Genomic DNA, 24,496 nt, shown 5'->3' on the forward strand with positions numbered 1-24,496 from the left:
ATGATCCGGTTCGAGGGCGTCTACCGTCGCTTTGCCGGCGCGGATCGACCGGCCGTCGATGGGATCGACCTCGACATCGCGGAAGGCACGACCTGCGTCCTCATCGGCCCTTCCGGCTGTGGCAAATCCACCACCCTGCGCATGGTCAACCGGCTCGTGGAACCGGATGCCGGGCGCATTCTCCTCGACGGACGCGACGTGGCGGGGGTCGATCCGGTGCGGCTGCGCCGCGGCATCGGCTATGTCCTGCAGGGCATCGGCCTGTTCCCCCACCGGACCGTCGCCGAGAACGTCGCCACCGTGCCAAAGCTGTCGGGCTGGTCCCGCGCCCGGATCGCGGATCGCGTGGACGAGATGCTCGCCCTCGTCGGCCTCGATCCGCGGGACTACCGCGACCGGAGGCCGGACGAACTCTCCGGCGGTCAGCGCCAGCGTGTCGGCGTCGCCCGCGCTCTGGCGGCGGACCCAGCCGTCCTCCTCATGGACGAACCCTTCGGAGCCGTGGATCCGGTAGCGCGTAGCCGGCTACAAAGCGAGATCGGCGAGATACTTCGCCGGCTCAATAAGACCGTCATCATCGTCACCCACGATATCGACGAGGCGATGCGGATGGGGGATCACGTCGTGCTGATGCGCGAGGGCCGGATCGTCCAGGCCGACACGCCAGACCGCCTCCTGGTCGCTCCCGCCGACGCCTTCGTGGAGAGCTTCGTCGGCGAGGACCGTGCTCTGCGGCGTCTCGCGCTGACGCAAGCGGGTGTCGTCGCGGTTCCCGGTGAGGCCGCGGATGCGCCGTCCGTCACGGCCGAGACATCGCTGAAGGACGCCCTGGCGCTGCTTCTCTCCACTGGCGCCGATCACCTAGCGGTGACGGGGAACGGTGCCCCCGCCATTCTGACTCTCACCGCGATCCGGGAAGCCGCATCGCGGCGGACCTGATCGCGCGTTCGTCAAGGCCGAGCGCATTGAGGGAGGATACCCCCCTCACTCCGCCGCGTCGGAGACCCGGAACGTCTCGATTCCCTGCCGCTCCGGGTTGATGGCCGCCAGCGCGCGCTTGGCCGTCTCCAGCGGATGCTCGGCTTCGATCCGCACCGAGGTCAGGTCCGGGCTCTTATAGACGGTGACGATGGTGTCCATCACCTCGGTGAGCGTGGTGCGCTTGTCTTCCGGGGCGGCGATGAGGAGTTGCAGCCCCCAGGCCTGATAGAGGTCCACCAGGGCCTGCGAGTTGCGCACGTCGAGTTTGGAGAAGGCCTCGTCGAGGAGGCAGAGGCCCAGACCGGGATTCTCGTCGCCGGGCCGGTCGCCGGGGTAATAGGCCGAGGCGAGCGAGGCGGCGATGGCCACGTAGAACGGCGCCTGCGCCTCGCCGCCCGAGCCGCGCAGGGCCCGGTTCGACATGGTGGTGCGGTTGCCCGCCTTGTCGCGCATGCCGATCTCGTAGACGAAATAGTTGCGGTAATCGGCGAGCCGCGCCGCGCTCTCGTCCCCGGCGATCAGGGCGGTGATCTCCTCGATGGCGGCGGCGAGCGGCCCCGAAGGCGCTTCCTCGCCTTCCCCCGGCAGAATCGCCTGCGCCGCGTCGGCCGAGCGAGCCACCTCTGTGGCGAGGGCATGCACGGCGGCGTAGCGGCGGTCGACGGTCGCCTCGAACGCGTAGGTCTGGCCGGTGAAGGTCTGGGTGGAGAGGCGTTCGTTCAGGGCGTCGAGGCGGGTGCGGACCCGCTCGAACTTGTCGGCGAGGCGCGTCAGCAGGTCCTCAGTCATGAGGCGGCGCATCTCGCCCTCTGCCCGCACCGCCTGGTCGCGATAGCGCCGCAACTCGTGGCCCGCCACCTCGTCATGGGCGCGGGCGACCCAAGAGAAACCGAAGGAGGCCGGGGCGTCGCCGTTGCCGAGCGGGTTCTCGATCCGCCATTGCACGCAATATTCGGCGAGATCGCGCTCGGCGGCACGGCCTTGCGTGCGCGCCGTCTCCATCGCCTCGCGGGCGGCGCCGCGCGCCGCATTGGCCAAAGCCGCCAGTTCCTTGGATTCGAGACCTGCGGCGTCGGCCCGGGCCTTCGCCACCGCCAGCGGATCGAACCCGGCCGGCCGGACGAGTCGGATGCGGACGGAATCACCGGCGATCCAGCGCGCATGGGCGCTGCGCCTCGCCTGGAGCGCGCCCCGTATCGCCTCCCGCGCGGTGGCGACCTTCGCCTTCAGCCCCGCTTCCTCGCCGAGCAGCGCGTCGCGCTTGGGCTCCAGAACCTGAACCAGTTCCGTGAGATAGGCCGAGCGCTCCTTGGCGAGTTCCTTGATCTCGGCCTCCAGCGCGCCGGTATCCGCCTTCTCCACGGCCTCACGCTCGGTGGTGAGGCTGCGCCGGCGCCCTTCCATGGCGTCGGCCTCCTGGCGCAGGGAGACGATGTCGAGATTCGCTTCCGCGAGGCGGACCCGCAGCATGGCGGCGATGCGGGCGGCCTCGCGCAGCACGCCCGCCTCACCGCGCAGGCGCCGCGCCTCGGCCACCGCGCGCTCCAGGTTCTGCCGTCCCTCCGCCGTGGGGCCGCGGCTGCCCCGCGTCATCATCAATTGGACCGGCCGCACCACGGAATAGGCCATGCCCGAGGTGGAGCGGCCGCTCGGCGCCACGGCGCGGCTCATATGGGCGAGGGCCGCGTCGTTCGGGGCGAGATCGTAGCCCCCGAGACGCGCGGCGAGGAAGGCCTGGGCGTGAGGATCGCGGGTCTCGATCAGCGAGATCGGCCCCTCGTCGTCGCGCCCGCCCCGGCGCCGCGCGGTGTCGGTGGTCTTGACCAGCAGGCAGCGGTAGAACTGGCTCTTGCGGGCTTCGAGATGGGCGAAGGCTTCGTTGAGCCTGTCCGGCTCCACCACCAGGGCCTCGCGGGCGCCGCCGAGCAGGCCCTCCAGGGCCGGCCCCCATTTCGGATCGGTGATCTCGGCGAGCTCGCAGATCGGCGTGGCCTCGATCCCCAGCCGGGCCAGCTCGTCGCGAAAGCCCGCCGTGTCGGAGGAGAGGCGGGCGCCGCCCGTCCGCCCGGTGCCGATCTCGGCCGAGAGGGCCTGCGCCTCCTTCTCCTGGGCCCGGGCGCGCAGGGCCATATCCTCGGCGGCGGTGTCGAGGGGGGTGGCGATGTCGGGCAGGGCCGCGAGCATCTCGATCAACCCGCCGAGGGGGCCGTCGAGGCGCAGGGATTCCTCCGGGGGCGCCTCACGGCGCAGGCCGGAGCGCGAGCACGCGGCCACGATCCGGGCGGCGTCGGGATCGATCCGCTGAATCTCGGAGAACAGGGTGTTGAGCTTGCCCGCCTCCTGCACCATCCCAACGAGGTCGGCGACGCGGGCGGAGAGGTCGCGCTTGTCGCGCGCCAGCATGGCGAGGCCGGCATTGGAGGCGGCGAGCCGCCCCTCCCCCTGGCTCCCGGCGAGCATCGCCTTCTTGCCGGCGATTTCCCCGTCGATCTCGCGCACGAACCCCTGGCTGGTGGCCACACTCTCGCGGGCGATGCGCAGGCGCTCGGCTACCTCGCCGAGCCTGGAGCGGGCGGTCGCGTAATCGAGGATGCGCCGGCGCAGATCGGCGCCAGCGGCGCGCAGATCGTCGAGGGTGGCCGAGAGGCTGGCCTCGGCCCAGGTCTCGTAGCGCTTCAGGATGCGCCCGAGATGCGTGAGCCGGCGCTCCAACTCCTCGATCGTCTCCAGCAGGCGGCGCCAGTTCTCCACCGACTGGCGGATGCGGGCGACGTCCAGGGGCTCCGGTTCGAGCACGAAGGAGCGCACGAAGGCGGAGGAATCGAAGATCGGCTTGAACGCCACGGCGTTGGAGAAGGTGCGCAGGAAATGCCGTGGCTCCGGACTCGACGCCCCCTCGCGCATCAGCGCCAGCAATTCGGCGGTGAAGCGCTCGCCCGACGAGCGGAATTCCTCGAACCGGTCGGCCTGGATGCGCAGGTTCTTGGCGATCTCCGGCCAGGGCGCGACGAAGCTGCCCTCCGCGGTCTCGCGGACGTAATCGGCGATCTCGAAGCGATGGCCGACCGCGATGAAGCGCGACAGCGTGGTCTCGCGGCTGTCCTCGGCACGGGCCGCCAAAGCGAGGCCCACCGAGACGACGCGGCCGGTGGTCTCGTTCTCGAAGACCAGAACGATCAGGGTCTCGCAGGCCTCGCGGGTCGGGCGTCCGCCCTCGGCCGGGTCGCTGATCCAGCCGAGGCAGTAATCGCGGACCGTGCGGGCGCTGCGCCCCGAGGCGGAGGCGTTGAGGGCGAGGCGGCTGGCATTGTTGCCGGCCAGCACCGTTCCAACGGCATCGAAGATCGTCGATTTGCCGGCGCCCGTCGGCCCCACCAGGGCAGCCGCCCCCCGGATGCGGATCTGCTCGCGCCGGATCAGGTACCAGTTGGAGAGGACGATGTCGGTGAGGCGGTACACCGGTCGGGCGGCTCCCTGCGGGGCGTGTCGGTCGCCCGGCATGGACGCCGTCGGCTCGCGATGCAAGTCGGGTCGCAGCGTCACCTCCTATAGGGGCGGGACGGTCCGTCCCCGCGCACCGGAATGTTTTCATGTGAAATCTTTTATTAAGCAGCCCCGATCCCGACCGAAGGCCGACATCGGCGCGTTCGCCGGCCCCGGTGACCCGCTTTCAGCCGTCGTCGTCGAGGCGCGCCGCGGCCCAGGCGCGGACCTGTTCCATCCAGGCATCGGGCGAGAGCACGGCGATGCCCGGTAGAAGCATCAGCGGCGTGATCTTCTCGGCCTTGTCGCGCTCCCCCAGGCGCAGGGCGCCCTTGCGGGCGAAGAGGCGGAGGATTTCGGTGAGGCGCGCCTCCTCCGGCGCCTCGCTCCGGGCGGCGGTGCGGATCGATTCGGCGATGTCGTCGGTGGTGCATTCGACCACGCCGTCGGTGGTGACGCGGTGCGCGCGCAGCCCCTCCTCGTAGGCGAGACGCAGGGCGAGAAGGACGAGGGTCTCGTCCTTGCGCAGGCGTTCGGCCTGGCCGTCGTGGCGCACACCGTCCGGGGGCACGCGCAGGAACACCATCTGGTCGCGGGGCGAAACCTCGACCCCGTATCCGAGGCAGGCGAAGTAGCTCTTGAAGAAGGGCGCGTAGTGCCGGGCAAGCTCGTAGGAGCGCCCGATGCCGGGGGTGTCGGAATAGATGCATTGGCTCTTGAGCAGCACCTGGAGCGCCCGCGTCAGATCCTCCCCGGAGGGCGCGCGCGTCCCCGGAGGCGGAGGCTCGTCGCCGTCGACGATGGCGCGGAAGGCCTCGATCATCCCGACAATCCATGAAGCGTTGAGGCGGAACACCCGTCCCGCCGTGGCGCCTCGTTACCCGGATCGCGGTCCTTTCACAAAGGCCCGGCGTTCATGCCGCCTGCTGGGTCGCCTTGAACAGCGAGAGGCATTGGGTGTCGCGGTGCATGCTCAGGATCGAGGCGCGGTCGATGGACGGATTCTCGGCGAGCACGCGCTGGACCTCCGCCACGACCCGGTCGTAGCGGGAGGGGTCGAAGTTCCGTTCCAGCGGACTGACGGCGATATAGGTCTCGACCACGAGCACGCGCTCGGATCTCTCCTTGCCCACCTCGACCGCGATCCAGGCGGACTTGATCAAGCATTTCCCGGATGTCATCGGCGTATCTCCCGGTATTCCCGCATCTTCGGCGGGCCTTCGGCAAGCATGATCCCCCTTCCAACGTCTGCCAAGTCCGGAAACATCAATGTGATCAGGCGGCGGTCCAAGATCGTCACCGATTGTGACCCGATGCGGAGTTCGTCCCCGCTCAGGCGCCGCGTGGGCGAACCGATGCCGGGCGGAACGCCGGGTTTCGGCGCTCCACCAGGAAGTCCGGGCAGTCGAGCCAGCCGTTGGAGACGCGGCCCGCGACCCGCGAGAGGCGGTAGCGCGTGGTCAGGATGCCGTCGAACAGCACGTCGATCTCGCGCAGGCGCTGGAACACCACGAACTCGTCCACATCCGCCACCACGATCTCGGAACCCCGGACGGCGGGGCTCGCCCCGAGCTTGCGCTCGACGAAGGCGATGACGCGCTCCGGCGTCACCATCACCCGCTGGCGGAAGGCGTCCTTGGCCAGGATGAAGGCCTCGATGGCAGGGTCGAGATGGATCTCCGGCAGCGGCTCGGACAGGATCGCCGCGCGCCGCATGCGGGGGGTGTAGAGATGCGGCTCGCCGATGGGCGGACGCAGGAGCGAGACCTCGGCGAAGGGACCGGTCTCCGACCATTCGGCGGCGCCCACCGCCCGCAACGCCGCGGCGGTACGCTCGATCCGGTCGGAATCGCGATGGTCGGTGTAGCGCAGGGCCGCCGCGATCCGGCGCTCAAGGCGTGCCACGATGTCGGCCACGGCGTCGAGATGCCGGTCGAGCCCCTCGAAGATCGAGAGGATTTCGGCGAGATCCGCCCGTACCGCCCGCTCGGCCAGGGACAGGTCCTGTGCCCTCCCTTCGCGCAGCCCCGCTTCGGCGAGAGCCCGCAGGGTGAGGTCGTCGCGCAGGGCGCGGCCCGCCTCGCGGACGATGCCGGAGCGGAAGCGGAACGGGTTCAGGCGCGTGTGCAGGGTGCGGTAGTCGCTGACGAGATGGCGCGCGACGAACTCCTCGAAATAGAGGCGGAACGCGACGCCCTGGTCTTCCTCGCGCAGGATCCGCTCCTCGATCTTGCGCATCGAGCCGGCGAGGCTGCGCAGATGTCCGAGGAAGGCGCGCGAGGCCTTGGCCGCATTGACCAGGGCCTCCGAACGTTCGGCCGGGTTGGCCACCGCGCTCTCCAGGCTACCCAGTACCTCCAGTACCGCGCCGCCATAGGAGCGGGTCTCGCCTCGGTCGAGACGGGCGAGTTCCTCGATGACGAGGCGGGCATCCGGATCGAAATCGACCACCGGCACGTAGCGCTCGCGCCGTTCCACCAGCCAGCCGGCGTCGAGAAGCCGCCGGTAGACCGCCGAGCGTCGCTCCACCGGATCGACCGGCGTGGCCTCGTCGTCGGCGATCTCGCCCTGGGACCAGTCGGCGGAGAAATCACCGATGGAGGCGAGCAGCTCGCTCTTGCGCAGGGGTTCGGTGGTCTCGGCGAACACCCTGGCATGCAGATGCAGCAGCAGCGCCGCGTTGAAGGCCCGGCTCGGCGAGGCGAGCGGCTTGAACAGATCGTCGGGGAGGCGGGTGAACAGCATGGCGGCGCTGGTGAGGACAGCCAGTGCAACAGGCCGGAGTCAATCGACCGGCCGTAACGGCCTGTGTGCCGAGCGCACCCTACCCTTGCAGCATCGGCCCGTCTGAAAACCAGGTTCCGGCCATTCGGGCCGACGTACTACAGCCCGCGGCAGCGCGTCCGGATGATGCCGGAGAAATCCTTCTCCGAGGTCTGCACCTCGGCGAGCTTGGCGGCGCGCTCGGCCCCCGACAGGCAGCGACCGTAGACGCTGGCGACCCGGCGCATGGTCTCCACGTGGCGGCGCCAGACCCGGCAGCGGTTGGCATCGTCGCCATCCGCCTGCTCGAGCTGGTCGATGGCCTGACGCTGCATCGAGTTGGCCACGAGCACGTCGCGGGCGCAGGTCACGTCGGCCCGCGCCGGCGTGAGCGACAGGACGAGCCCCGCCATCGCGGCCGCCGCCCACTTCGCCTTCACGTCCATCGGGATCATGCCGCCTCGGATTTCGTAGGCTGCGTCAGGAGCGCGTAGAGTGCGCTGGCGTCCCTCGCGGCCCGGATCCGGTCGAGAACGCCCGGTTCGCGCAGGAGCCGCGCCACCTGGGCCAGCGCCTTGAGATGCTCCGCGCCCGCGCCCTCCGGGGCGAGGAGGAGAAAGGCGATGTCGATCGGCTGACCGTCGAGGGATTCGAAATCCACCGGCTTCTCCAGCCGTGCCACGAGGCCGAACAGCCGGTCGAGGCCCGGAAGCTTGCCATGGGGAATGGCGACGCCGTCGCCGATGCCCGTGGAGCCGAGGCGCTCGCGCTGCAGGAGAGTCTCGAACACCTCACGCTCGTCCAGAGCGGGAAGCTGGCGCACCGCATGGGTGCTCAATTCCTGGAGGATCTGCTTCTTCGCGCGAGCGCGCAGAGAGGTCACCACGGAATCCGGACTCAGGAATTCCAGAATCGGCATAAAGGACCATCGCCCCATCGGCGGCGACCCACCGGCCCCCGCTCGTCTACATTAGCGCTGCGGATGCGTGGTCCCCACGCATCCCGAGGCGGCCGATGGTCGGCACGCGGCCGGCAGAGCGCGTTAAGCTGCCGCCTCCGGCGGATCCACCCAACCGATCGCTCCGTCACTGCGGCGGTATACGACGTTGATGCGGCCGGTACCAGCGTGAACGAACACGATGACCGGTGCCCCCGTGAGATCGAGGGCGGTGACCGCCTCGCTCACCGAGTGGCGCTTGAGCGCCCTGGTGCTCTCGGCGACCACGGGCGGATGCGCCTCCTCGTCCTCGGCGAGATCGTCGTCGATCACATCCTCTTCCGCGTCGCTCGGCGCGGCGAAGACGGCGTAGGCCGCCTGGACGGTGGCGCCCTCATGCAGGGCGGCGCCATGATCCTTGAGCCGGTGCTTGTAGCGCCTCAGGCGCTTCTCGAGCTTGTCCGCCGTCTGCTCGAAGCTCGAATGCGCGTCGTGCGAAGCGGCGGACGCTTCGAGCGTCAGGCCCGAGACGAGGTGAAGCACACAATCGGTACGGTAGGCCGTCCCATCCCGTCGAAGCGTCACATGGCCGGAACAGGTGCCGTTCATGTGGCTGTCGAGATATTTCGACAAGGTGGCGGCCATTCGCTCTTCGACACGCCCGCGAAGGGCTTCGCCGAGGTCCAGGCCGTGGCCTGTGACGCGCAATGACCCCATGTATCCTCCGGTTTTGTTGCGTTCGGGAGGCAAGTAAAGGAGCCCCGGGAGGAGAAGTCAACGGAATGGCGAACCGGCATTGCACGGGAGGTGACAGGCGGGAGAGCCTGAAGCTTGCCCCGGCGGGCAGACGTCATCCGCAGAACGCGGCAGCCCTCAGCGGGCGTAGGCGAAATGCTCGCGGCGGCGCTCGATGGACGAGGGGATGCGCAGGGATTCCCGATATTTCGCCACGGTGCGGCGGGCGATGTCGATGCCCTCGTCGCGGAGCTTCTGCACCAGGGCGTCGTCCGAGAGCACGTCGCCGGTCGCCTCGCCGTCCACGAGCTGCTTGATGCGGTGGCGCACCGCCTCGGAGGAATGCGAAGCCGTGCCCGCCGCCCCCGGAATGGCGGCGGTGAAGAAGTATTTCATCTCCAGGGTGCCCCGGCTGGTGCCGATGGATTTGTTGGAGGTGACCCGCGACACGGTGGATTCGTGCATGCCGATGGCCTCGGCGACCGTCTTGAGGTTGAGGGGGCGCAGATGCGCCACGCCGTTCACGAAGAAGGCGTCCTGCTGGCGGACGATCTCCGAGGCGACCTTGAGGATGGTGCGCGCCCGCTGCTCCAGGCTGCGGGTGAGCCAGTTGGCGGTCTGCAGGCATTCGGACAGGAACGCCTTGTCGCCCTCGGCCGCCGCCCCGCGCGAGACGCGGGCATAGTAGCTCTGGTTCACCAGAACGCGCGGCAGCGCCTCGGCATTGAGCTCCACCAGCCAGGAGCCGTCGGAGGCCGCCCGGACGAACACGTCGGGGATCAGCACCTCCACGGCGCGCGAGCCGAAGGCCCGCCCGGGCTTCGGGTCGAGGCGGCGCAGTTCGGCCAGCATGTCGACGAGATCCTCGTCGTCGACGCCGCAGAGCCGGCGCAGGCTCGGGAAGTCGCGCTTGGCCACGAGGTCGAGGCGGGAGACCAGGGCCTGCATCGCCGGATCGAACCGGTCACGCTCGCGCAGCTGCAGGCTCAGACATTCGGCGAGATCGCGGGCGGCGATACCCGGCGGGTCGAAGGTCTGGATCAGCTTGAGCACCCGCGCCACGGAATCGAGGCTGGCGCCGAGGCGCTCGGCCACCTCGTCGATGGACTCGCGCATGTAGCCGGCATCGTCCACCGCATCGATGAGGAAGCCGGCGATCAGCCTGTCGCCGGCATCGCGGGTGGCGAGGTCGAGTTGCGCGCTGAGATGCTCGCGCAGGGAGACTTCCGAGGTCAGGGTCGCCTCGAAATCCGGCGCCTCGCCGTCGAAGCTGCCGCCGGTATTGCCGTAGGGCGCCGGAGTCAGGGTGAGCATGTCGCCCGAGGCAGCCTCGCGGGCATGGCTCGGATTCTCATCGGAGAAGACGTTGTCGAGACGGGTGTCGAGGACGCTTTCCATCTCGGCGCTGCTGGCCGTGAGTTCGGTCGACATCCAGTTGTCGGGCTCGGCCGAGTCGAACTCGCCATCCCCGTCGCCCGCGGCCTCCGGGGCCACCTCGCCGTTCGCGCGTTCACCGTCCGGCTCGCCCTCGACGCGCTCCAGGAGCGGATTGCGCTCCAGTTCGGCATCCACATAGGTGGCGAGATCGATCTGGGAGAGCTGAAGGAGCTTGATCGCCTGGAGAAGCTGTGGCGTCATCACCAGGGCTTGGCCCTGACGCATTTCCAGTCGCTGCAGCAAGCTCATGGTGTTGCCCCGACGCCTTCAGGTGAGCCCAGCCGAAGGCGCGCACAGAACCCTACGCCGCTCGGCATGAATGTTGCTTCTTTTTATCTTCGCCTAGGTCTATCGCCATCTTGCGTCGCCGTCAAAGCGCGATGCGCGCGATTTCCACCGCGATGCTGCGGCGCACCATCGGGCTCGGCGCAGCCGGGGTTGGACGGATGCAGCTCATGCTCGCGCAACTGTCTCGTACCAAAGAGAAATTAAATTCCTCCTCCGCTGGCATGCGCGGACGACCAGCCTAAAGACATGCACAAAACGCATGCATCTTTTGGTCGCCATGTAATGTGGCGAGAAATTGGGCAGCAGAGGATGTGGGCAGCACGGGCGGGCGCGTGATTCGCGGATGCGGATCGGGCCGGTGGCCTAAACAGGTTTCGCAGAAGTGGCCTCCGGTTCTGCGATAAAAACCTGCGAGACATCAAAGAGCTAAGCAGCGTGAAGCGTTGGCGCGCCAACGCGAACCTGCTTAGAGCCGAAACCCCTCGCCGAGATAGAGGCGCCGTGCATCCTCGTTGGCGACGATCTCCTCCGGCGTGCCCTCGGTGAGGATACGGCCGGAATGGGCGATATAGGCGCGGTCGATGAGGCCGAGGGTCTCCCGGACGTTGTGATCGGTGATGAGCACGCCGATGCCGCGCTGCTTCAGGTGCTTCACCAGATCTTGGATGTCGCCCACCGCGATGGGGTCGATGCCGGCGAAGGGTTCGTCGAGGAGCATGAAGCTCGGCGATGTCGCCAGGGCACGGGCGATCTCGCAGCGACGCCGCTCGCCGCCCGACAGCGCGATCGAAGGCGCCTTGCGCAGACGCGCGATGTCGAATTCCTCAAGCAGCGAATCGAGCTTGCGCTCGCGCTCCTTGCGGCTGGGCTCCACCACTTCGAGCACGGCGCGGATGTTGTCCTCCACGGACAGGCCGCGGAAGATCGAGGCTTCCTGCGGCAGGTAGCCGATGCCGAGGCGCGCACGCTGATACATCGGCAGGTGGGTGATCGGCAGTCCATCGAGACTGATCGAGCCGCGATCCGCCGAGACGAGGCCGGTGATCATGTAGAAGATCGTGGTCTTGCCCGCGCCGTTGGGGCCGAGCAGGCCCACGGCCTCGCCGTTGCGCACGGTCAATCCGGCCTCGTGCACCACCGTGCGCGCGCCGTAGCTCTTGCGCAGCCCTTCCACGTGGAGAATGCCCGGACCGCCGCCACTCTCGGACAGGCCAGCCTCACCGCCCGCCGCCCGCCCCTTGCCGCGGCGAAAGAGGCGCGACAGGAGGGAGGGCGCGCGCACGGCTCCTGCAGGAGCCGCATCGGCGATCCGGGAGCTGATCGGGTCTGGCGCAGGGGCCACCGGCAGGGCGGAGGTCAATTGGCCTGCGCTCTCGGCTTTGCGGCCGGCTTCTCCGCGCCGGCCTCGGAAGGTTTCGGCGCGGGCTTGCCCGCGGCACTCGCCGGCTGGGCGCACCCCTTGGCCCCACCCTTGGCGGCCTCTTCCTTCTGCGGCACGAACATCGCCGAGACGCGGCCGCCGGCCACCGGGTCCATGTTCGCCCGGCCGGTATTCATGTCGTAGACGAGGCGACTGCCCCGGGTGACGTTCTGGCACTGGCTCAACACGACGTTGCCGGTGAGCACGATGCGCTTGGCCTCCTGGTCGAACACGGCGTTGTCGCCGGTGGCGACCTGGTCGTTCTGCACCACGGTGACGGGGCCGGCGCATTCCACCTTCTGGATGCCGTTCTCCGCCATGCCGGCCGGCGATTTGGCACCATCGGCGGCAGGCGCGGGCGCCCCCGGCTTGGCATCCTTGCCGCGCTTGTAATGCACCGTCATCCTCGAGCAGCGGATGGTGCTGTCGCCCTGCACAGCCACGACGTTGCCGGCGAAGATCGCCTTGTTCTCGCGGTCGAACACGTCGAGCCGGTCCGCGTCGATCTTGACCGGTTCCTTGCCCCCGCTGGCGCCGAAAGTGCTCCCCGGCGCGGTCGGCTTGGTCGCCTTCGCGGCGGGCGCCGGAGACGTGCCGGACGGAATCTGCGCCATCGCGCTCCCTGCCGCGAGGAGGCTGCAGAGGGCGAGGGTGGAGATCAGCGCGGAACGGCTCATCGGCGTGCCTCCCCATCCTGCGGCTCGGCGGCGGAGGTGAGGATGCGCGGCGATTTCACATCGGGCTTGATCTCGGATCCGGCGTTCTCGGCTTTGTCCGATCCGTGGAACACCGCATGGACATTGCCGACGAAGGAGATGACGCGACCGTTATCGACCATGTCGAGACCGTCGGAGGCCACCGTCCCTGTGGGAAGCGTCACGGCGACGGCCTGGTCGGACTTCACCGTCCCGGCCTTGAAGTCGATGGCGGCGGTCAGGAGGCGGATGTCCTCGCCCTTGTCGGTCCACAACTTGATGTCGCGTTCGAGGGACAGGGTCTCGCGTGCCGAATCGAACAGACCCGAGGCGGCCTCCATATGGGCGAGCCCGCCCGAATCGTCGGTGACGAGATGGCCCTTCATGGCCTGGAGTTCGATCAGCGTGGGCTTGCGCACGTCCTGGAAGGCGGCCGTGGCGATGACCTCGTAGCCCCGGTTGTCCTTCCGGAAACCGGAGAGGCGCGGGTTCTCCATCTTCACCTTGGTCCCCGACAGGGTGACCGGCCCCATGGTGACGGCCGGCAGGGCGCTGCCGAACGGGTTGAACAGCGTCACCACGGCGAGGGCGACGACCGCGGCTCCGGCCGAGAGGGGAATGAGACGACGCAGGTAGCGCACCTGCGTGCTGTGGTTGCGAGCCCGCGCATGGGCACGGTGACGGCGCGCATCCGCGCCCGATCCCGTCGTCCCTGTCGCGTCGATGGCGTCGACCCCGTGCATGGTGATGATCCGAGCCGCTCCGCCTGACCGATCCGATGGGACACCGGCAGGTTGCGCCCCGCAACATGCCACGTCTCGCCCATGATGTACTGAACCGTGGGAACCCGCTTACCCCATGGTCCAGCGCCGGATGCGCGCGGCCGATGGCGAAGTTGTGGCCGTACCGGAACCTTATGACCGGAGCATTGAGGAATCATCAACCGGACGGGATCGCAGCGACACGATCGATGTGCGCCGCCGCACCGTCCCCCGCGTGCCCGCCTGCGGCATGCGCGTGCCCGATCAGGTGTGGGCGAAGATGTCGGTCTCGGCCCAGCCTTCGAGATCGAGGAGGGAGCGGGTGGGCAGGAACTCGAAACAGCGCCGCGCGAGATCCGTGCGTCCCTCACGGTCGAGCATCGCATCGAGGCGGGCGCGCGCCGCATGCAGATGCAGCACGTCGGAGGCGGCATAGTCCACCTGCGCCTGGCTCAGCGATTCGGCGCCCCAATCGGAGGATTGCTGCTGCTTCGACAGGTCGACGCCCACGAGTTCGCGGACCACGTCCTTGAGGCCGTGCCGGTCGGTATAGGTGCGGGCGAGCTTGGAGGCGACCTTGGTGCAATAGACCGGCCCCGGCATCACGCCGAAGGCCTTGTACAGCACGGCGAGGTCGAAACGGGCGAAATGGAAGATCTTGGTCACCGACAGATCGGCCAGCACACCCTTGAGCATGTCGGGCGGACTCGATCCGGGGACGATCTGCACCACGTCGGCACTGCCGTCGCCGCGCGAGATCTGGACGACGCAGAGACGGTCCCGATGCGGATTGAGACCCAGCGTCTCGGTGTCGATGGCGATGGCGGTGCCCGGCACGTAATCGGCCGGGAGATCACCGCGATGGACGCGGATGATGGGCTGGGGAGGCATCTGGCTTGTGTCTTCCGGCGGGAACCGAGGTCTCCGGCCGCGTAACACCGTGCCCCCCGGCGAACAACCCGGCACCGGACCGGCGCCGGGTTGCCCGAGCGGAAGGGTTACTTCTGCTTGGCGATGACTTTGTCCTTGATCCCGTCATAGACGCCCTGGGTGAGGATCTTCTTCGACACGAGCTGATCCTTGCCGTGATAGGGGCGGCCCTTGACGATCGCGGCCGAGCGCGCCGCACCGATGCCGGGCAGAGCCTCGAGTTCGGCGGGCGAGGCGCTGTTCAGATCGATGAGATCGGTCTTGGCCGCCGGCGCGACGGGAGCGGCGGGCTTGTCCGCCGTCGGCTTGGCCGGGGCGGCCGGAGCCGTGGGCGCCTTCGGTGCGACGGTGGGAGGAGTGGAGGTCGAGGGGCTCGGCGCCTGGGCGAGGGCGGGAGCCGCCGCGAGGCAGCCCAGCACGGCCAGGGTGCGGAGCAGAGATGTAGTCATGCGAGATGAAGTCACGGCAATCTCCCGAGATGCGGCGGCGCAGTCTTCGTTGAGGCGTCTCCGTATTCGCAGGTAGGACACGACGGTTGAACCGGCGCTTAACGAGACTTCACGGCCTCGCGAGCCCCGCCGCGAACCGGGGCCGGCTGCCCCTTCGCGGATCGATCCGCCATTTTCGGAAGTCCGGCCTCGGGCGGCTCTAGCCAGGCGGCCGATCTGCCGCTATACAGCCGCCATCGAATCTCCGTTTGAACACGGTGCCGAGGTTGCCTCTTCCCTCGCGGGGCGGCGCCCGTGCACCCTTTTTGTCGTAGCAGGACTACCCCATGGCCGTTCCGAAGCGAAAGACCTCCCCCTCGCGGCGCGGCATGCGCCGGTCCGCCGACGCCCTCAAGGCCCCGACCTATGTCGCCGACAAGGATTCGGGCGAGCTGCGTCGTCCCCACCACATCGATCTGAAGACCGGCATGTATCGCGGTCGCCAGGTCCTCAAGGTGAAGTCGGCCGAGGCCTGATCCTACGCTTCGTCGACGGTCCCGCCAGGGACCGGAACGAGACGATGTCTGCGAGAACCGCCTTCGGGCGGTTTTTTGCGTTATCCGCCTCGACGGATCAGGCGCGGCGCCTGTTCGTCCCGATCCGCGTGGTCTCGGCGTAACGAGCCGTGGCCGAGCGCATGCGCTCTGTCCGAGAGGCGCGCATCGTCGGCTCGCAACTGACGAGAAGTTGGGTCAGGAACTCTGCGTTCGGCCTGCCATAGGCGTCACTCGCCTTGCGGGCCACCGTTTCACCGCCATCGACGACCACGAGCGTCCGCGCCGTGTCGCGGTCCCCCTCGGGGACGCCGCGTCCCGTTATGGTACGCTTTCCCGTGCCGGTTTGTGCCACCCGCTGCCCTTCCGCCTGTTACTGGCGGAAAAGCGCAATGGGTGGGCCGATGTTAACGGTTCGTCAGCACTCTCTCAGGACGCGGTCGGAGGACCCGTCGCCGATGTCGCCGGCCTACTTCTTGGCGAGGTCTTCCAGGCGATTGCGCATTTCCGCCATCTGCCGCTTCAACTCGTCGAGGTCGCTATCGGGCGCGGCCACCGGGGTCGCAGGCTGGGACGGCGTCGGCCCGGGCGCGGAGGACTTCATGCCGGAGAGCGGCCCGGTGCCGAAGGTCGTGAACATCTTCATGGCATCGCCGAAGAAGCTCATGTTGGCCCGCACCTGCTCCTCCATGGCACTCTGGAACACCTTGGGAGCGAAGCTCTGGTTCATCTTCTCGCGCAGGCCGTCCTGGTCTCGGGCGAAATTGGCCATGGAGAATTCGAGAAAGCTCGGCACCATCGTCCGCATGCTGTCGCCGTAGAAGCGGATGAGCTGGCGCAGGAAGGCCACCGGCAGCAGATTGTCGTCGCCGGCCTTGTTCTCCTGCTCGAAGATGATCTGCGTGAGCACGGAGCGGGTGATGTCGTCGCCCGAGCGGGCGTCGTAGACGAGGAAATCCTCGCCGTTCTGGACCATCGTCGAGAGGTCCTCGAGCGTGACGTAGGTCGAGGTTCCGGTATGATACAGTCGCCGGTTCGCGTATTTCTTGATGACGGTCTGCTGAGACTTACCGTTGTCCGCCATCCTCGTGGCCTTTCCCGACACGTTCATTCCAGCGCCCAATCCCTTCGAGGCCCGATGCGCCGTCCGGGTATCATTCGTATTTGCGCGTGAGCAGACCTTAAGGCTTTCGCCCGCTGACGAAAACAGCAATTTGACCCCGATCCCCGCAGAATAGTGCCACACGCCGCGCGGCGCCTCCGGTGACAAACGCCGGCCGGTCACTCGCCGACCTTCCGCACGCGCTTGACTTCACCCTGCCCAGCGCTTTCATCGCCTGAGTTGGCCTCAAGCGCGCATGCCCATCAGAGGGCTTCAACGTCGCGCCGGCCCTCAAGAGGAGAACGTCAATGGCAGCGGAAGACATCGTCATCGTCGGAGCGGCGCGGACCGCAGTGGGTTCGTTCGGAGGTGCCTTCAACACCGTCCCGGCCCATGAACTCGGCGCCGTCGCCATCAAGGCCGCCCTGGAGCGTGCCGGCGTCTCTCCCGACGACGTGGACGAAGTGATCTTCGGTCAGGTCCTCACCGCCGGCGCCGGCCAGAACCCGGCCCGCCAGGCCGCCATCAAGGCCGGTATCCCGGAGAAGGCCACCGCCTGGGGCGTCAATCAGGTCTGCGGCTCGGGCCTGCGCACGGTCGCTCTCGGCATGCAGCAGATCGCCAATGGCGACGCCACGGTCATCGTGGCCGGCGGCCAGGAATCGATGTCGCTCTCCCCCCACGCGCAGTACCTGCGCGGCGGCCAGAAGATGGGTGACGTGAAGCTCGTCGACACCATGATCAAGGACGGCCTCTGGGACGCCTTCAACGGCTACCACATGGGCACGACCGCCGAGAACGTGGCCCAGGCCTTCCAGCTCACCCGCGAGCAGCAGGACGAGTTCGCGACGAAGTCGCAGAACAAGGCCGAGGCCGCCCGCAAGGAAGGCCGCTTCAAGGACGAGATCGTCCCCGTCACCGTTCCGGGCCGCAAGGGCGACACCATCGTCGACACCGACGAGTACATCCGTGACGGCGCCACCATCGAGGCGATGGCCAAGCTCAAGCCCGCCTTCTCGAAGGACGGCACCGTGACGGCCGCCAACGCGTCCGGCCTCAACGACGGCGCTGCCGCCATCGTGCTCATGTCGGCCTCGGAAGCCGAGCGCCGGGGCATCACGCCGCTGGCCCGGATCGTGTCCTGGGCCACCGCCGGCGTCGATCCGAAGGTGATGGGCACGGGCCCGATCCCGGCCTCGCGCAAGGCGCTGGACAAGGCCGGCTGGAAGCCCTCCGACCTCGACCTGATCGAGGCCAACGAGGCCTTCGCCGCCCAGGCGCTGGCCGTGAACAAGGACATGGGTTGGGACACCGACAAGGTGAACGTCAATGGCGGCGCCATCGCCATCGGCCACCCGATCGGCGCGTCCGGCGCCCGCGTCCTCGTCACACTGCTGCACGAGCTCAAGCGTCGTGACGGCAAGAAGGGCCTCGCCACCCTCTGCATCGGCGGCGGCATGGGCGTCGCCATGTGCATCGAGCGCGTCTGAAGCCCCATCGGGCTCGATTGAATACAGTATAATTTCTGCGCTCGTGACAGATCTTCAAGGATGCCCGCAAACATTGGGGACATCGTCTTGGAGAATTCTTGAGGACGCAGCAAATTTAAATGGCATGGGCGGGCGGAGCCGATTGAGCTAAGCCCGCCCGCGCCGAGAATCTGCAAGAAATTGCATGACGCACGCCATCGAACATCAAAGAAAATTGGAGGAAGCCATGGCTCAGGAACGCATTGCCCTCGTCACGGGTGGAACGCGCGGCATCGGTGCCGCGATCTCGACGGGTCTCAAGGCCAAGGGCTACAAGGTCGCCGCCAATTACGGCGGTAACGACGAGGCGGCCAACGCCTTCAAGGCCGAGACCGGCATCCCGGTCTTCAAGTTCGACGTCGGCGATGCCGCCGCCTGCGAGGCCGGCATCAAGGCCGTCGAGGCCGAACTCGGCCCGATCGACATCCTGGTGAACAATGCCGGCATCACCCGCGACGGCGCGTTCCACAAGATGACCTTCGAGAAGTGGCAAGCGGTCATCAAGACCAACCTCGACTCGATGTTCACGGTCACCCGCCCGGTGATCGAGGGAATGCGCGCCCGCAACTTCGGCCGCATCATCCTGATCTCGTCGATCAACGGCCAGAAGGGCCAGGCCGGCCAGACCAACTACTCGGCCGCCAAGGCCGGCGTGATCGGTTTCGCCAAGGCGCTGGCCCAGGAGAGCGCCTCGAAGGGCATCACCGTCAACGTGATCGCGCCGGGCTACATCGCCACCGACATGGTGATGGCGGTGCCGGAGGACATCCGCAACAAGATCATCTCGACGATTCCCGTGGGACGCCTCGGCGAGGCCGCCGAGATCGCCCGCGCGGTGGAATACCTCGCGGCGGAAGATTCGGGCTTCATCACCGGTTCGACCCTGACGATCAACGGCGCCCAGTACATCGCCTGACGCCGCCTCGCGTCATCGACGGGAAGAAGGCCTGCCCCGGCGACGGGGCAGGCCTTCTTCGTTTTCGCAGAGCGTCCTGATTCAGTGAGCCGAACGTCAGGGAGCCTTGGGCGCCGCGGCGGGCGTGGCCGCATCGGTGCGCTCGATCTTGGCGCTCTCACGCAGCTTCAGGATGAGATCCTGTTGCGACTTGCGGGTGAGGTACTGGTCCACCTGCTCCTTCATCTCGGCGAAGGTCGGCACCGGCTTGGTGCGCCGCTCCTCGACCTTGATCACGTGCCAGCCGAACTGCGTCTTGATCGGGTCGGAGACCTGGCCGACCGGGAGCTTGAACGCGGCCTCCGCAAAGGGGGCGACCATCCTCTCCTTGGTGAACCAGCCGAGATCGCCGCCCTCGGTCTTCGAGCCGGGATCCTTCGAGACCTCCGCAGCGATCTTGGAGAAGTCCTCGCCGCCCTTGATCCGGGCCGAAATCTTCTTGGCCTCCTCCTCGTTGTCCACGAGGATGTGGCGGGCATGGGCCTCCTCCTCCGGCTTCATCGTGGTGAGGGTCTGGTCGTAGAGGGCTTTGGCGGCCTCCGGCGTCACCGCCTTCTTCGCCTCGCGCTCCAGATACTCGTCGAGGAGGAGCTTGCTCTTGAAGTAAGCGAGCTTGCGCTGGAACTCGGGCGAGTCGCCGACCTTGGCCGCCTCTGCCGCCTGCGCGCCGACCTTGAGGTCGACCATGTAGTCGATGAGCAGGTTCTTCTTCTGGGCCTCGTCGACGCCGGGCAGCGAGAGCGCCGGGTCCTCGGCGGCGATGGCGAGGTCGCCCGCGGTGACCGGCGAGCCGTTCACTTTGGCCACAACCGTCTCGGGCGGCAGCGCCGCGGCGGCCGGGGCGGGAGCCGCAGCCGGGGCAGGCGTCTGCGCCAGGGCCCGCAGCGGCAAGGCCACGGAGGCGAAGGGCAGCGCAACGGCCAGCGCCAGGGCGCCCGAGCGCCGGAGAAGGAGAGGCGACGTCATCAATGGGTATTCCTCGAACAGGTGGATGCCGCGTCCACGAAGCTCTGTCCGGCCAGGTTGGAGACGTGGCAACAGCGAGCGGCGGGACGCCGTAGGCATCTGTGGGCGAGAAGTGGCGCGGGCAAGGGCGGAAGACAAGCGCATATGGGGTTTCGGGCGAATCCGTCCGATCACGATAAAGCGGTCTTAAGCCCGCATGCGCCATCCTTTCCGGGTTTCGTGGGAGAGCGGCATGCGGACCAGCGTCATCATCACCGCCGCTTGCCTCATTCTGTCCGCCTCGATCACGACGGCGCAGGCCCGCTTCAAGGGCGGACGCTCCATCTCCGTCTCCCGCCCGGCTCCCTCCGTCACTCCCGCCCGATCGGCCGCCCTGGGTGCCGGAATCGGCGCGTCACGGCCCGTCCGCGCCATTGCGGGTGCGCCAGAGAATGATGCCACAGCGGGACACTCCGTGACCTTGCGCCCGGTCCTCCCGGTCCCCGCGCCGGCGGCGAAGGAGATCCGCACGGCCGCGTCATGGTGCGCCGACAAGCGCATCGTCGGCACCGGCGCCGGTTTCTGCGAGATCAACTGACGCCTGTATGTCCAGCGGCCGGCAGGAAGCTTGACAGCCCGCGACCGAAGATTTCTTGAGATCGCGCAGCAGGGCGTCGGGCCGCGTCAGCCTTCGCCAGTCGTGGGGATACCGGTCCTTGTCTCTCCTCTCTCATCTTTCCGCGGCGCGGCCGGATCGCCGTCGGCCGCTTCGTATCGCCCTGGTGGGCTGGGGAGCCATCGCGCGCCGCGTGACACACCTTCTCGACGCTCGGGGCAGGGACGTCGTCCTGGCCGGGGTCGAGCCCGACATGGTGATCGAAGCGGCCGGACGGGCGGCGGTCGAGCCCTGGGGCCTCGTGGCGCTCCGGTACGCCGAGAGCTTCGCCGTCTCGTCGACCAGCGCCTTCTGCGAGGCCGGTCTTCTCGACAGGCTCGTCGCCGCCGCGGAGGCGCATGGAAGCCAGATCCTCGTACCCACCGGCGCACTCGCCGCGGTCGACGCCCTCGCGGCGGCCTCGATCCTGCCGTTGGACTCGGTGACGCATCGCATCGTCAAGCCGCCCGTGGCCTGGATCGGTACCCCGGCGGAAGAATGGATCGATCTCGATGGCCTGACGGAGGCCACGACCTTCTTCGAAGGGACGGCACGGGAGGCAGCCCGGCTGTTCCCGGCCAACGCCAATGTCGCGGTCATCACGGCGCTCGCCGGCATCGGCCTCGACAGGACGCGGATCGCCCTGGTGGCGGATCCCCGCGCCACCGGCAATGGACATCGCCTCCAGGCGACGGGCGCTTTCGGGACCCTCGACATGAGCATCGAGAATCAGGCCCTGCCGGCCAATCCGAAATCCTCGGAGCTCACGGCCCTGGCTCTGGTCCGCATCATCGAGAACCAAAGAGCCGCTTTGGCGCTTTAGCAGTTCGACTGCCGTTCAAAGGCGACGACGGCGGACGCGGCCCCCTTGGCTTTCGGAGTTGAAGGCAGTCCGCCCTTTCGGATGCGTCCTACAATATTTACCTCTATAAGCCCGGCCAACTCACGCCTTCTGATATTTCGATCGACCGCAGGTTCACGATGCTCGGCGCCCTCGCTAAGAAGATATTCGGCTCGTCCAACGATCGCCGCGTCAAGGGCTATCGCCCCCGCGTCGCCGAGATCAACGCCCTGGAGCCGGAGATCTCCGCCCTGTCGGACGAGGCCCTGCGAGCCCGGACGGACATGCTGAAGGCCGAGCTCGCTGCCGGGAAGACCCTCGACGATATCCTCGTTCCCGCCTTCGCCACGGTGCGCGAGGGGGCCAAGCGCGCCCTCGGCCAGCGCCATTTCGACGTGCAGCTCATCGGCGGCATGGTCCTTCACGAGAGCGGCATCGCCGAGATGCGCACCGGCGAAGGCAAGACCCTGGTGGCGACGCTGCCGGTCTACCTGAACGCCCTGTCGGGCCTCGGCGTGCACGTGGTCACGGTGAACGACTACCTCGCTTCCCGCGATGCGGAGTGGATGGGCCGGGTCTATCGCTTCCTCGGCCTCACCGTCGGCACCATCGTCCACGGGCTCGACGATGAGCAGCGTCGGGACGCCTATGCCTGCGACATCACCTACGGCACCAACAACGAGTTCGGCTTCGACTACCTGCGCGACAACATGAAGTACGAGCTCTCGCAGCTGTCGCAGCGCGGGCACAATTTCGCGATCGTCGACGAGGTCGATTCGATCCTGATCGACGAGGCGCGCACGCCGCTCATCATCTCCGGTCCCGTGGACGACCGCTCGGAGCTCTACGTCTCCGTCGACGCGCTGATGCCCCATCTCGAGAAGGAGCATTACGACCTCGACGAGAAGCAGCGCTCGGTCTCGCTCACCGAGAGCGGCAACGAGTTCATCGAGGATCTGCTCCGCGGCGCCGACCTGCTGAAGGAGGGCGACCTCTACGACGCCCACAATGTCAGCCTCGTCCACCACGTGAACCAGGCGCTTCGCGCCCACACCCTGTTCACCCTGGACAAGGACTACATCGTCAAGAACGACGAGGTGGTGATCATCGACGAGTTCACCGGCCGCATGATGCAGGGCCGGCGCTACTCGGAGGGCCTGCATCAGGCGCTCGAAGCCAAGGAGCGGGTGACGATCCAGCCCGAGAACCAGACGCTCGCCTCGATCACCTTCCAGAACTACTTCCGGCTCTACTCCAAGCTCGCCGGCATGACCGGCACCGCCTCCACCGAGGCCGATGAATTCGCCGAGATCTACAAGCTCGAAGTCGTCGACATCCCGACCAACAAGGAGGTCGAGCGCGTCGACGAGGACGACGAGGTCTACCGGACGGTGGGCGAGAAGTACGACGGCATCATCGCCGAGATCGAGAAGGCGCATGCGCGCCATCAGCCGATCCTGGTCGGCACCGGCTCCATCGAGAAGTCGCAGCACCTGGCCGAGATGCTGACCAAGGCCGGCTTCCGCCAGCTCGACTATTCCGACCTCAATGCGCTCACCGACGTCTATGCCGCCGCCCGCGAGGGACGCGTGACGAAGACCTTCGCGGTGCTGAACGCCCGCTTCCACGAGCAGGAGGCCTATATCGTCGCCGAAGCTGGCGTGCCGGGCGCCATCACCATCGCCACCAACATGGCCGGGCGCGGCACCGACATCAAACTCGGCGGCAACCTCGAGATGCGCCTGGAGAAGGAGCTCGCCGGCCTGCCCGAAGGCGCCGAGCGGGATGCGAAGGCGGCGGCGATCAAGGCCGAGATCGAGGAGAACCGCGCCAAGGTGCTGGCCTCGGGCGAGCCGGCCGACCCGGAGGCCGGGCGCAAGAAGGCCCTGCCCGGCGGCCTCTACATCATCGGCACCGAGCGTCACGAATCGCGGCGCATCGATAACCAGCTGCGCGGCCGCTCCGGCCGACAGGGCGATCCCGGCCGCTCGAAATTCTACCTGTCCCTTCAGGACGACCTGATGCGGATCTTCGGCTCCGACCGCATGGATGGGATGCTCACCCGCCTCGGCCTGGAGAAGGGCGAGGCGATCATCCATCCCTGGATCAACAAGGCGATCGAGAAGGCGCAGCAGAAGGTCGAGGCGCGCAACTTCGACATGCGCAAAAACGTGCTCAAGTACGACAACGTCATGAACGACCAGCGGAAGGTCGTGTTCGAGCAGCGCCGCGACTTCATGGGCCAGGACAGCGTGCGCGACACCGTGGACGAGATGCGCCACGGCGTCGTCGACGATCTCGTCGCCGTCCACGTGCCCGAGAACGCCTATGCCGAACAATGGGACATCGAAGGCCTGCGCCTGCGCGTCACCGAGGTGTTGAACCTCGACGTGCCGGTGGAAGATTGGGCCAGGGAAGAGGGCATCGCCGACGAGGAGATGCGCGACCGCCTGCGCACCGCCTCCGACGAGGCCTATGCCGCCCGCACCGAGAAGAACACGCCGGAGGTGATGACGTATGTGGAGAAGCAGGTCCTGCTGCAGACCCTCGACCATCTCTGGCGCGAGCATCTCGTCACCCTCGACCACCTGCGCCAGGTGATCGGCTGGCGCGGCTTCGCCCAGCGCGACCCGCTCAACGAGTACAAGTCGGAGGCGTTCGAGCTCTTCAACGGCCTCGTCGGCGCCTTACGCGAGCAGGTGACCCAGCAGCTCGCCCGTATCGAGATCACGTACCAGGAGCAGGATTCACAAGGCGCGAACCCGTTCGCGAGCCCGGAACTGCCGTCCATGTTCGCCCAGCACCTCGATCCCGTCACCGGCGAGAACGAGATGGACTTCTCCGATCGCGGCACGGGCAGCGCCGGGGGCGGCGGACCGGCCTACGGCTACGCCGCGCAGGCGATGTCCACGGATGCGGCGGTCATCGAGCGCGACCCGAACGACGCTACCACCTGGGGCCGCGTCGGGCGCAACGAGCCTTGCCCCTGCGGCTCGGGCAAGAAGTACAAGCACTGCCACGGCACCCTGACGACCTGAAACGCAGCCATCCGGCCGG

Annotated in this window: 23 protein-coding genes; 7 read left to right on the forward strand and 16 right to left on the reverse strand. The window is 67.9% G+C overall.

Annotation, left to right across the window (positions count from 1 at the left end; all coding sequences use genetic code 11):
• The gene (locus tag MBTS_RS11950; protein WP_147830528.1) at nucleotides 1–939 is read left to right on the forward strand and encodes an ABC transporter ATP-binding protein; all 939 of its coding nucleotides are present in this window, start codon (nucleotides 1–3) and stop codon (nucleotides 937–939) included.
• A gap of 45 nt (nucleotides 940–984) precedes the next feature.
• Here the strand turns inward: MBTS_RS11950 and MBTS_RS11955 are convergent, their stop codons facing one another.
• The 13 genes from MBTS_RS11955 to MBTS_RS12015 form a co-directional block, all read right to left on the reverse strand.
• Entirely contained in the window at nucleotides 985–4,440 is a 3,456-nt protein-coding gene (locus MBTS_RS11955) for an SbcC/MukB-like Walker B domain-containing protein (RefSeq protein WP_192215756.1), read from the reverse strand.
• Nucleotides 4,441–4,651: 211 nt separating this feature from the next.
• A complete protein-coding gene (locus MBTS_RS11960) occupies nucleotides 4,652–5,287 on the reverse strand; it encodes a DUF4194 domain-containing protein (RefSeq protein ID WP_147830532.1) in 636 nt (211 codons plus the stop codon).
• Between the two features lie 91 nt (nucleotides 5,288–5,378).
• On the reverse strand, nucleotides 5,379–5,645 hold the full coding sequence (locus MBTS_RS11965; protein WP_018046029.1) for a hypothetical protein: 267 nt from the start codon (nucleotides 5,643–5,645) through the stop codon (nucleotides 5,379–5,381).
• 151 nt (nucleotides 5,646–5,796) lie between these two features.
• On the reverse strand, nucleotides 5,797–7,209 hold the full coding sequence (locus tag MBTS_RS11970) for a Wadjet anti-phage system protein JetA family protein (protein ID WP_147830534.1): 1,413 nt from the start codon (nucleotides 7,207–7,209) through the stop codon (nucleotides 5,797–5,799).
• A gap of 137 nt (nucleotides 7,210–7,346) precedes the next feature.
• The gene (locus MBTS_RS11975) at nucleotides 7,347–7,640 is read right to left on the reverse strand and encodes a hypothetical protein (protein WP_056161150.1); all 294 of its coding nucleotides are present in this window, start codon (nucleotides 7,638–7,640) and stop codon (nucleotides 7,347–7,349) included.
• Between the two features lie 38 nt (nucleotides 7,641–7,678).
• Nucleotides 7,679–8,146 carry a PTS IIA-like nitrogen regulatory protein PtsN gene (gene ptsN, locus MBTS_RS11980; protein WP_027171308.1) on the reverse strand — a complete coding sequence of 156 codons (468 nt, stop codon included), beginning with the start codon at nucleotides 8,144–8,146 and terminating at the stop codon, nucleotides 7,679–7,681.
• A 123-nt stretch (nucleotides 8,147–8,269) separates the two neighbouring features.
• Nucleotides 8,270–8,881, reverse strand: a complete 612-nt coding sequence (hpf, locus tag MBTS_RS11985; RefSeq protein WP_026176326.1) for a ribosome hibernation-promoting factor, HPF/YfiA family — start codon at nucleotides 8,879–8,881, stop codon at nucleotides 8,270–8,272.
• Nucleotides 8,882–9,037: 156 nt separating this feature from the next.
• Nucleotides 9,038–10,585, reverse strand: a complete 1,548-nt coding sequence (gene rpoN / locus MBTS_RS11990) for an RNA polymerase factor sigma-54 (protein WP_026176325.1) — start codon at nucleotides 10,583–10,585, stop codon at nucleotides 9,038–9,040.
• A 505-nt stretch (nucleotides 10,586–11,090) separates the two neighbouring features.
• A complete protein-coding gene (lptB, locus tag MBTS_RS11995) occupies nucleotides 11,091–11,888 on the reverse strand; it encodes an LPS export ABC transporter ATP-binding protein (RefSeq protein ID WP_373321342.1) in 798 nt (265 codons plus the stop codon).
• 92 nt (nucleotides 11,889–11,980) lie between these two features.
• Entirely contained in the window at nucleotides 11,981–12,721 is a 741-nt protein-coding gene (locus MBTS_RS12000; RefSeq protein ID WP_192215757.1) for an LptA/OstA family protein, read from the reverse strand.
• The gene (locus MBTS_RS12005) at nucleotides 12,718–13,482 is read right to left on the reverse strand and encodes a hypothetical protein (RefSeq protein ID WP_018046021.1); all 765 of its coding nucleotides are present in this window, start codon (nucleotides 13,480–13,482) and stop codon (nucleotides 12,718–12,720) included. The genes MBTS_RS12000 and MBTS_RS12005 overlap by 4 nt, the downstream gene beginning before the upstream one ends.
• Before the next feature lie 282 nt (nucleotides 13,483–13,764).
• Complete coding sequence (locus MBTS_RS12010; RefSeq protein ID WP_056143683.1) at nucleotides 13,765–14,391, reverse strand: ribonuclease D; 627 nt, start codon at nucleotides 14,389–14,391, stop codon at nucleotides 13,765–13,767.
• Nucleotides 14,392–14,498: 107 nt separating this feature from the next.
• On the reverse strand, nucleotides 14,499–14,879 hold the full coding sequence (locus MBTS_RS12015; RefSeq protein ID WP_056143689.1) for a ComEA family DNA-binding protein: 381 nt from the start codon (nucleotides 14,877–14,879) through the stop codon (nucleotides 14,499–14,501).
• 326 nt (nucleotides 14,880–15,205) lie between these two features.
• On the opposite strand from MBTS_RS12015, the gene rpmF reads away from it, so the two are divergent.
• Nucleotides 15,206–15,394 carry a 50S ribosomal protein L32 gene (gene rpmF, locus MBTS_RS12020; RefSeq protein ID WP_018046018.1) on the forward strand — a complete coding sequence of 63 codons (189 nt, stop codon included), beginning with the start codon at nucleotides 15,206–15,208 and terminating at the stop codon, nucleotides 15,392–15,394.
• A 97-nt stretch (nucleotides 15,395–15,491) separates the two neighbouring features.
• Here the strand turns inward: rpmF and MBTS_RS12025 are convergent, their stop codons facing one another.
• Nucleotides 15,492–15,767 (reverse strand): hypothetical protein, encoded by a 276-nt coding sequence (locus MBTS_RS12025; protein WP_056143693.1) that lies wholly within the window; start codon nucleotides 15,765–15,767, stop codon nucleotides 15,492–15,494.
• Nucleotides 15,768–15,881: 114 nt separating this feature from the next.
• Nucleotides 15,882–16,496: a polyhydroxyalkanoate synthesis repressor PhaR gene (gene phaR / locus MBTS_RS12030; RefSeq protein ID WP_056143801.1), complete on the reverse strand. Its 615-nt coding sequence runs from the start codon at nucleotides 16,494–16,496 to the stop codon at nucleotides 15,882–15,884.
• 326 nt (nucleotides 16,497–16,822) lie between these two features.
• Between phaR and MBTS_RS12035 the strand changes: the two genes are divergently transcribed.
• Nucleotides 16,823–18,004, forward strand: coding sequence for an acetyl-CoA C-acetyltransferase (locus tag MBTS_RS12035; RefSeq protein ID WP_056143698.1), 1,182 nt, complete (start codon nucleotides 16,823–16,825; stop codon nucleotides 18,002–18,004).
• A gap of 226 nt (nucleotides 18,005–18,230) precedes the next feature.
• Nucleotides 18,231–18,959 (forward strand): acetoacetyl-CoA reductase, encoded by a 729-nt coding sequence (gene phbB / locus MBTS_RS12040; protein WP_026176322.1) that lies wholly within the window; start codon nucleotides 18,231–18,233, stop codon nucleotides 18,957–18,959.
• Between the two features lie 96 nt (nucleotides 18,960–19,055).
• Here phbB and MBTS_RS12045 read toward each other — a convergent pair whose 3' ends face one another.
• Entirely contained in the window at nucleotides 19,056–19,964 is a 909-nt protein-coding gene (locus MBTS_RS12045; RefSeq protein ID WP_056249164.1) for a peptidylprolyl isomerase, read from the reverse strand.
• Between the two features lie 232 nt (nucleotides 19,965–20,196).
• On the opposite strand from MBTS_RS12045, the gene MBTS_RS12050 reads away from it, so the two are divergent.
• The 3 genes from MBTS_RS12050 (at nucleotide 20,197) to secA (ending at nucleotide 24,477) form a co-directional block, all read left to right on the forward strand.
• Nucleotides 20,197–20,541: a hypothetical protein gene (locus MBTS_RS12050; RefSeq protein WP_147830536.1), complete on the forward strand. Its 345-nt coding sequence runs from the start codon at nucleotides 20,197–20,199 to the stop codon at nucleotides 20,539–20,541.
• Nucleotides 20,542–20,659: 118 nt separating this feature from the next.
• A complete protein-coding gene (locus MBTS_RS12055) occupies nucleotides 20,660–21,421 on the forward strand; it encodes an aspartate dehydrogenase (RefSeq protein ID WP_147830538.1) in 762 nt (253 codons plus the stop codon).
• Between the two features lie 158 nt (nucleotides 21,422–21,579).
• Complete coding sequence (gene secA, locus MBTS_RS12060) at nucleotides 21,580–24,477, forward strand: preprotein translocase subunit SecA (RefSeq protein ID WP_056143710.1); 2,898 nt, start codon at nucleotides 21,580–21,582, stop codon at nucleotides 24,475–24,477.
• Nucleotides 24,478–24,496 lie beyond the last annotated feature (19 nt).

Source organism: Methylobacterium bullatum, from assembly GCF_014845095.1.
GTDB lineage: Bacteria > Pseudomonadota > Alphaproteobacteria > Rhizobiales > Beijerinckiaceae > Methylobacterium > Methylobacterium bullatum.

What these genes read in the sequence shown, in the direction of transcription:
- MBTS_RS11970 (WP_147830534.1), bottom strand. Translation starts at nt 7,209, where the DNA reads ATGCTGTTCACCCGCCTCCCCGACGATCTGTTCAAGCCGCTCGCCTCG.
- rpmF (WP_018046018.1), top strand. Translation starts at nt 15,206, where the DNA reads ATGGCCGTTCCGAAGCGAAAGACCTCCCCCTCGCGGCGCGGCATGCGC.
- ptsN (WP_027171308.1), bottom strand. Translation starts at nt 8,146, where the DNA reads ATGCCGATTCTGGAATTCCTGAGTCCGGATTCCGTGGTGACCTCTCTG.
- MBTS_RS12035 (WP_056143698.1), top strand. Translation starts at nt 16,823, where the DNA reads ATGGCAGCGGAAGACATCGTCATCGTCGGAGCGGCGCGGACCGCAGTG.
- phaR (WP_056143801.1), bottom strand. Translation starts at nt 16,496, where the DNA reads ATGGCGGACAACGGTAAGTCTCAGCAGACCGTCATCAAGAAATACGCG.
- MBTS_RS12050 (WP_147830536.1), top strand. Translation starts at nt 20,197, where the DNA reads ATGCGGACCAGCGTCATCATCACCGCCGCTTGCCTCATTCTGTCCGCC.
- rpoN (WP_026176325.1), bottom strand. Translation starts at nt 10,585, where the DNA reads ATGAGCTTGCTGCAGCGACTGGAAATGCGTCAGGGCCAAGCCCTGGTG.
- MBTS_RS11965 (WP_018046029.1), bottom strand. Translation starts at nt 5,645, where the DNA reads ATGACATCCGGGAAATGCTTGATCAAGTCCGCCTGGATCGCGGTCGAG.
- hpf (WP_026176326.1), bottom strand. Translation starts at nt 8,881, where the DNA reads ATGGGGTCATTGCGCGTCACAGGCCACGGCCTGGACCTCGGCGAAGCC.
- MBTS_RS11960 (WP_147830532.1), bottom strand. Translation starts at nt 5,287, where the DNA reads ATGATCGAGGCCTTCCGCGCCATCGTCGACGGCGACGAGCCTCCGCCT.
- MBTS_RS12015 (WP_056143689.1), bottom strand. Translation starts at nt 14,879, where the DNA reads ATGACTACATCTCTGCTCCGCACCCTGGCCGTGCTGGGCTGCCTCGCG.
- secA (WP_056143710.1), top strand. Translation starts at nt 21,580, where the DNA reads ATGCTCGGCGCCCTCGCTAAGAAGATATTCGGCTCGTCCAACGATCGC.
- MBTS_RS12010 (WP_056143683.1), bottom strand. Translation starts at nt 14,391, where the DNA reads ATGCCTCCCCAGCCCATCATCCGCGTCCATCGCGGTGATCTCCCGGCC.
- phbB (WP_026176322.1), top strand. Translation starts at nt 18,231, where the DNA reads ATGGCTCAGGAACGCATTGCCCTCGTCACGGGTGGAACGCGCGGCATC.
- MBTS_RS12005 (WP_018046021.1), bottom strand. Translation starts at nt 13,482, where the DNA reads ATGCACGGGGTCGACGCCATCGACGCGACAGGGACGACGGGATCGGGC.
- MBTS_RS11950 (WP_147830528.1), top strand. Translation starts at nt 1, where the DNA reads ATGATCCGGTTCGAGGGCGTCTACCGTCGCTTTGCCGGCGCGGATCGA.
- MBTS_RS12045 (WP_056249164.1), bottom strand. Translation starts at nt 19,964, where the DNA reads ATGACGTCGCCTCTCCTTCTCCGGCGCTCGGGCGCCCTGGCGCTGGCC.
- MBTS_RS11975 (WP_056161150.1), bottom strand. Translation starts at nt 7,640, where the DNA reads ATGGCGGGGCTCGTCCTGTCGCTCACGCCGGCGCGGGCCGACGTGACC.
- MBTS_RS12000 (WP_192215757.1), bottom strand. Translation starts at nt 12,721, where the DNA reads ATGAGCCGTTCCGCGCTGATCTCCACCCTCGCCCTCTGCAGCCTCCTC.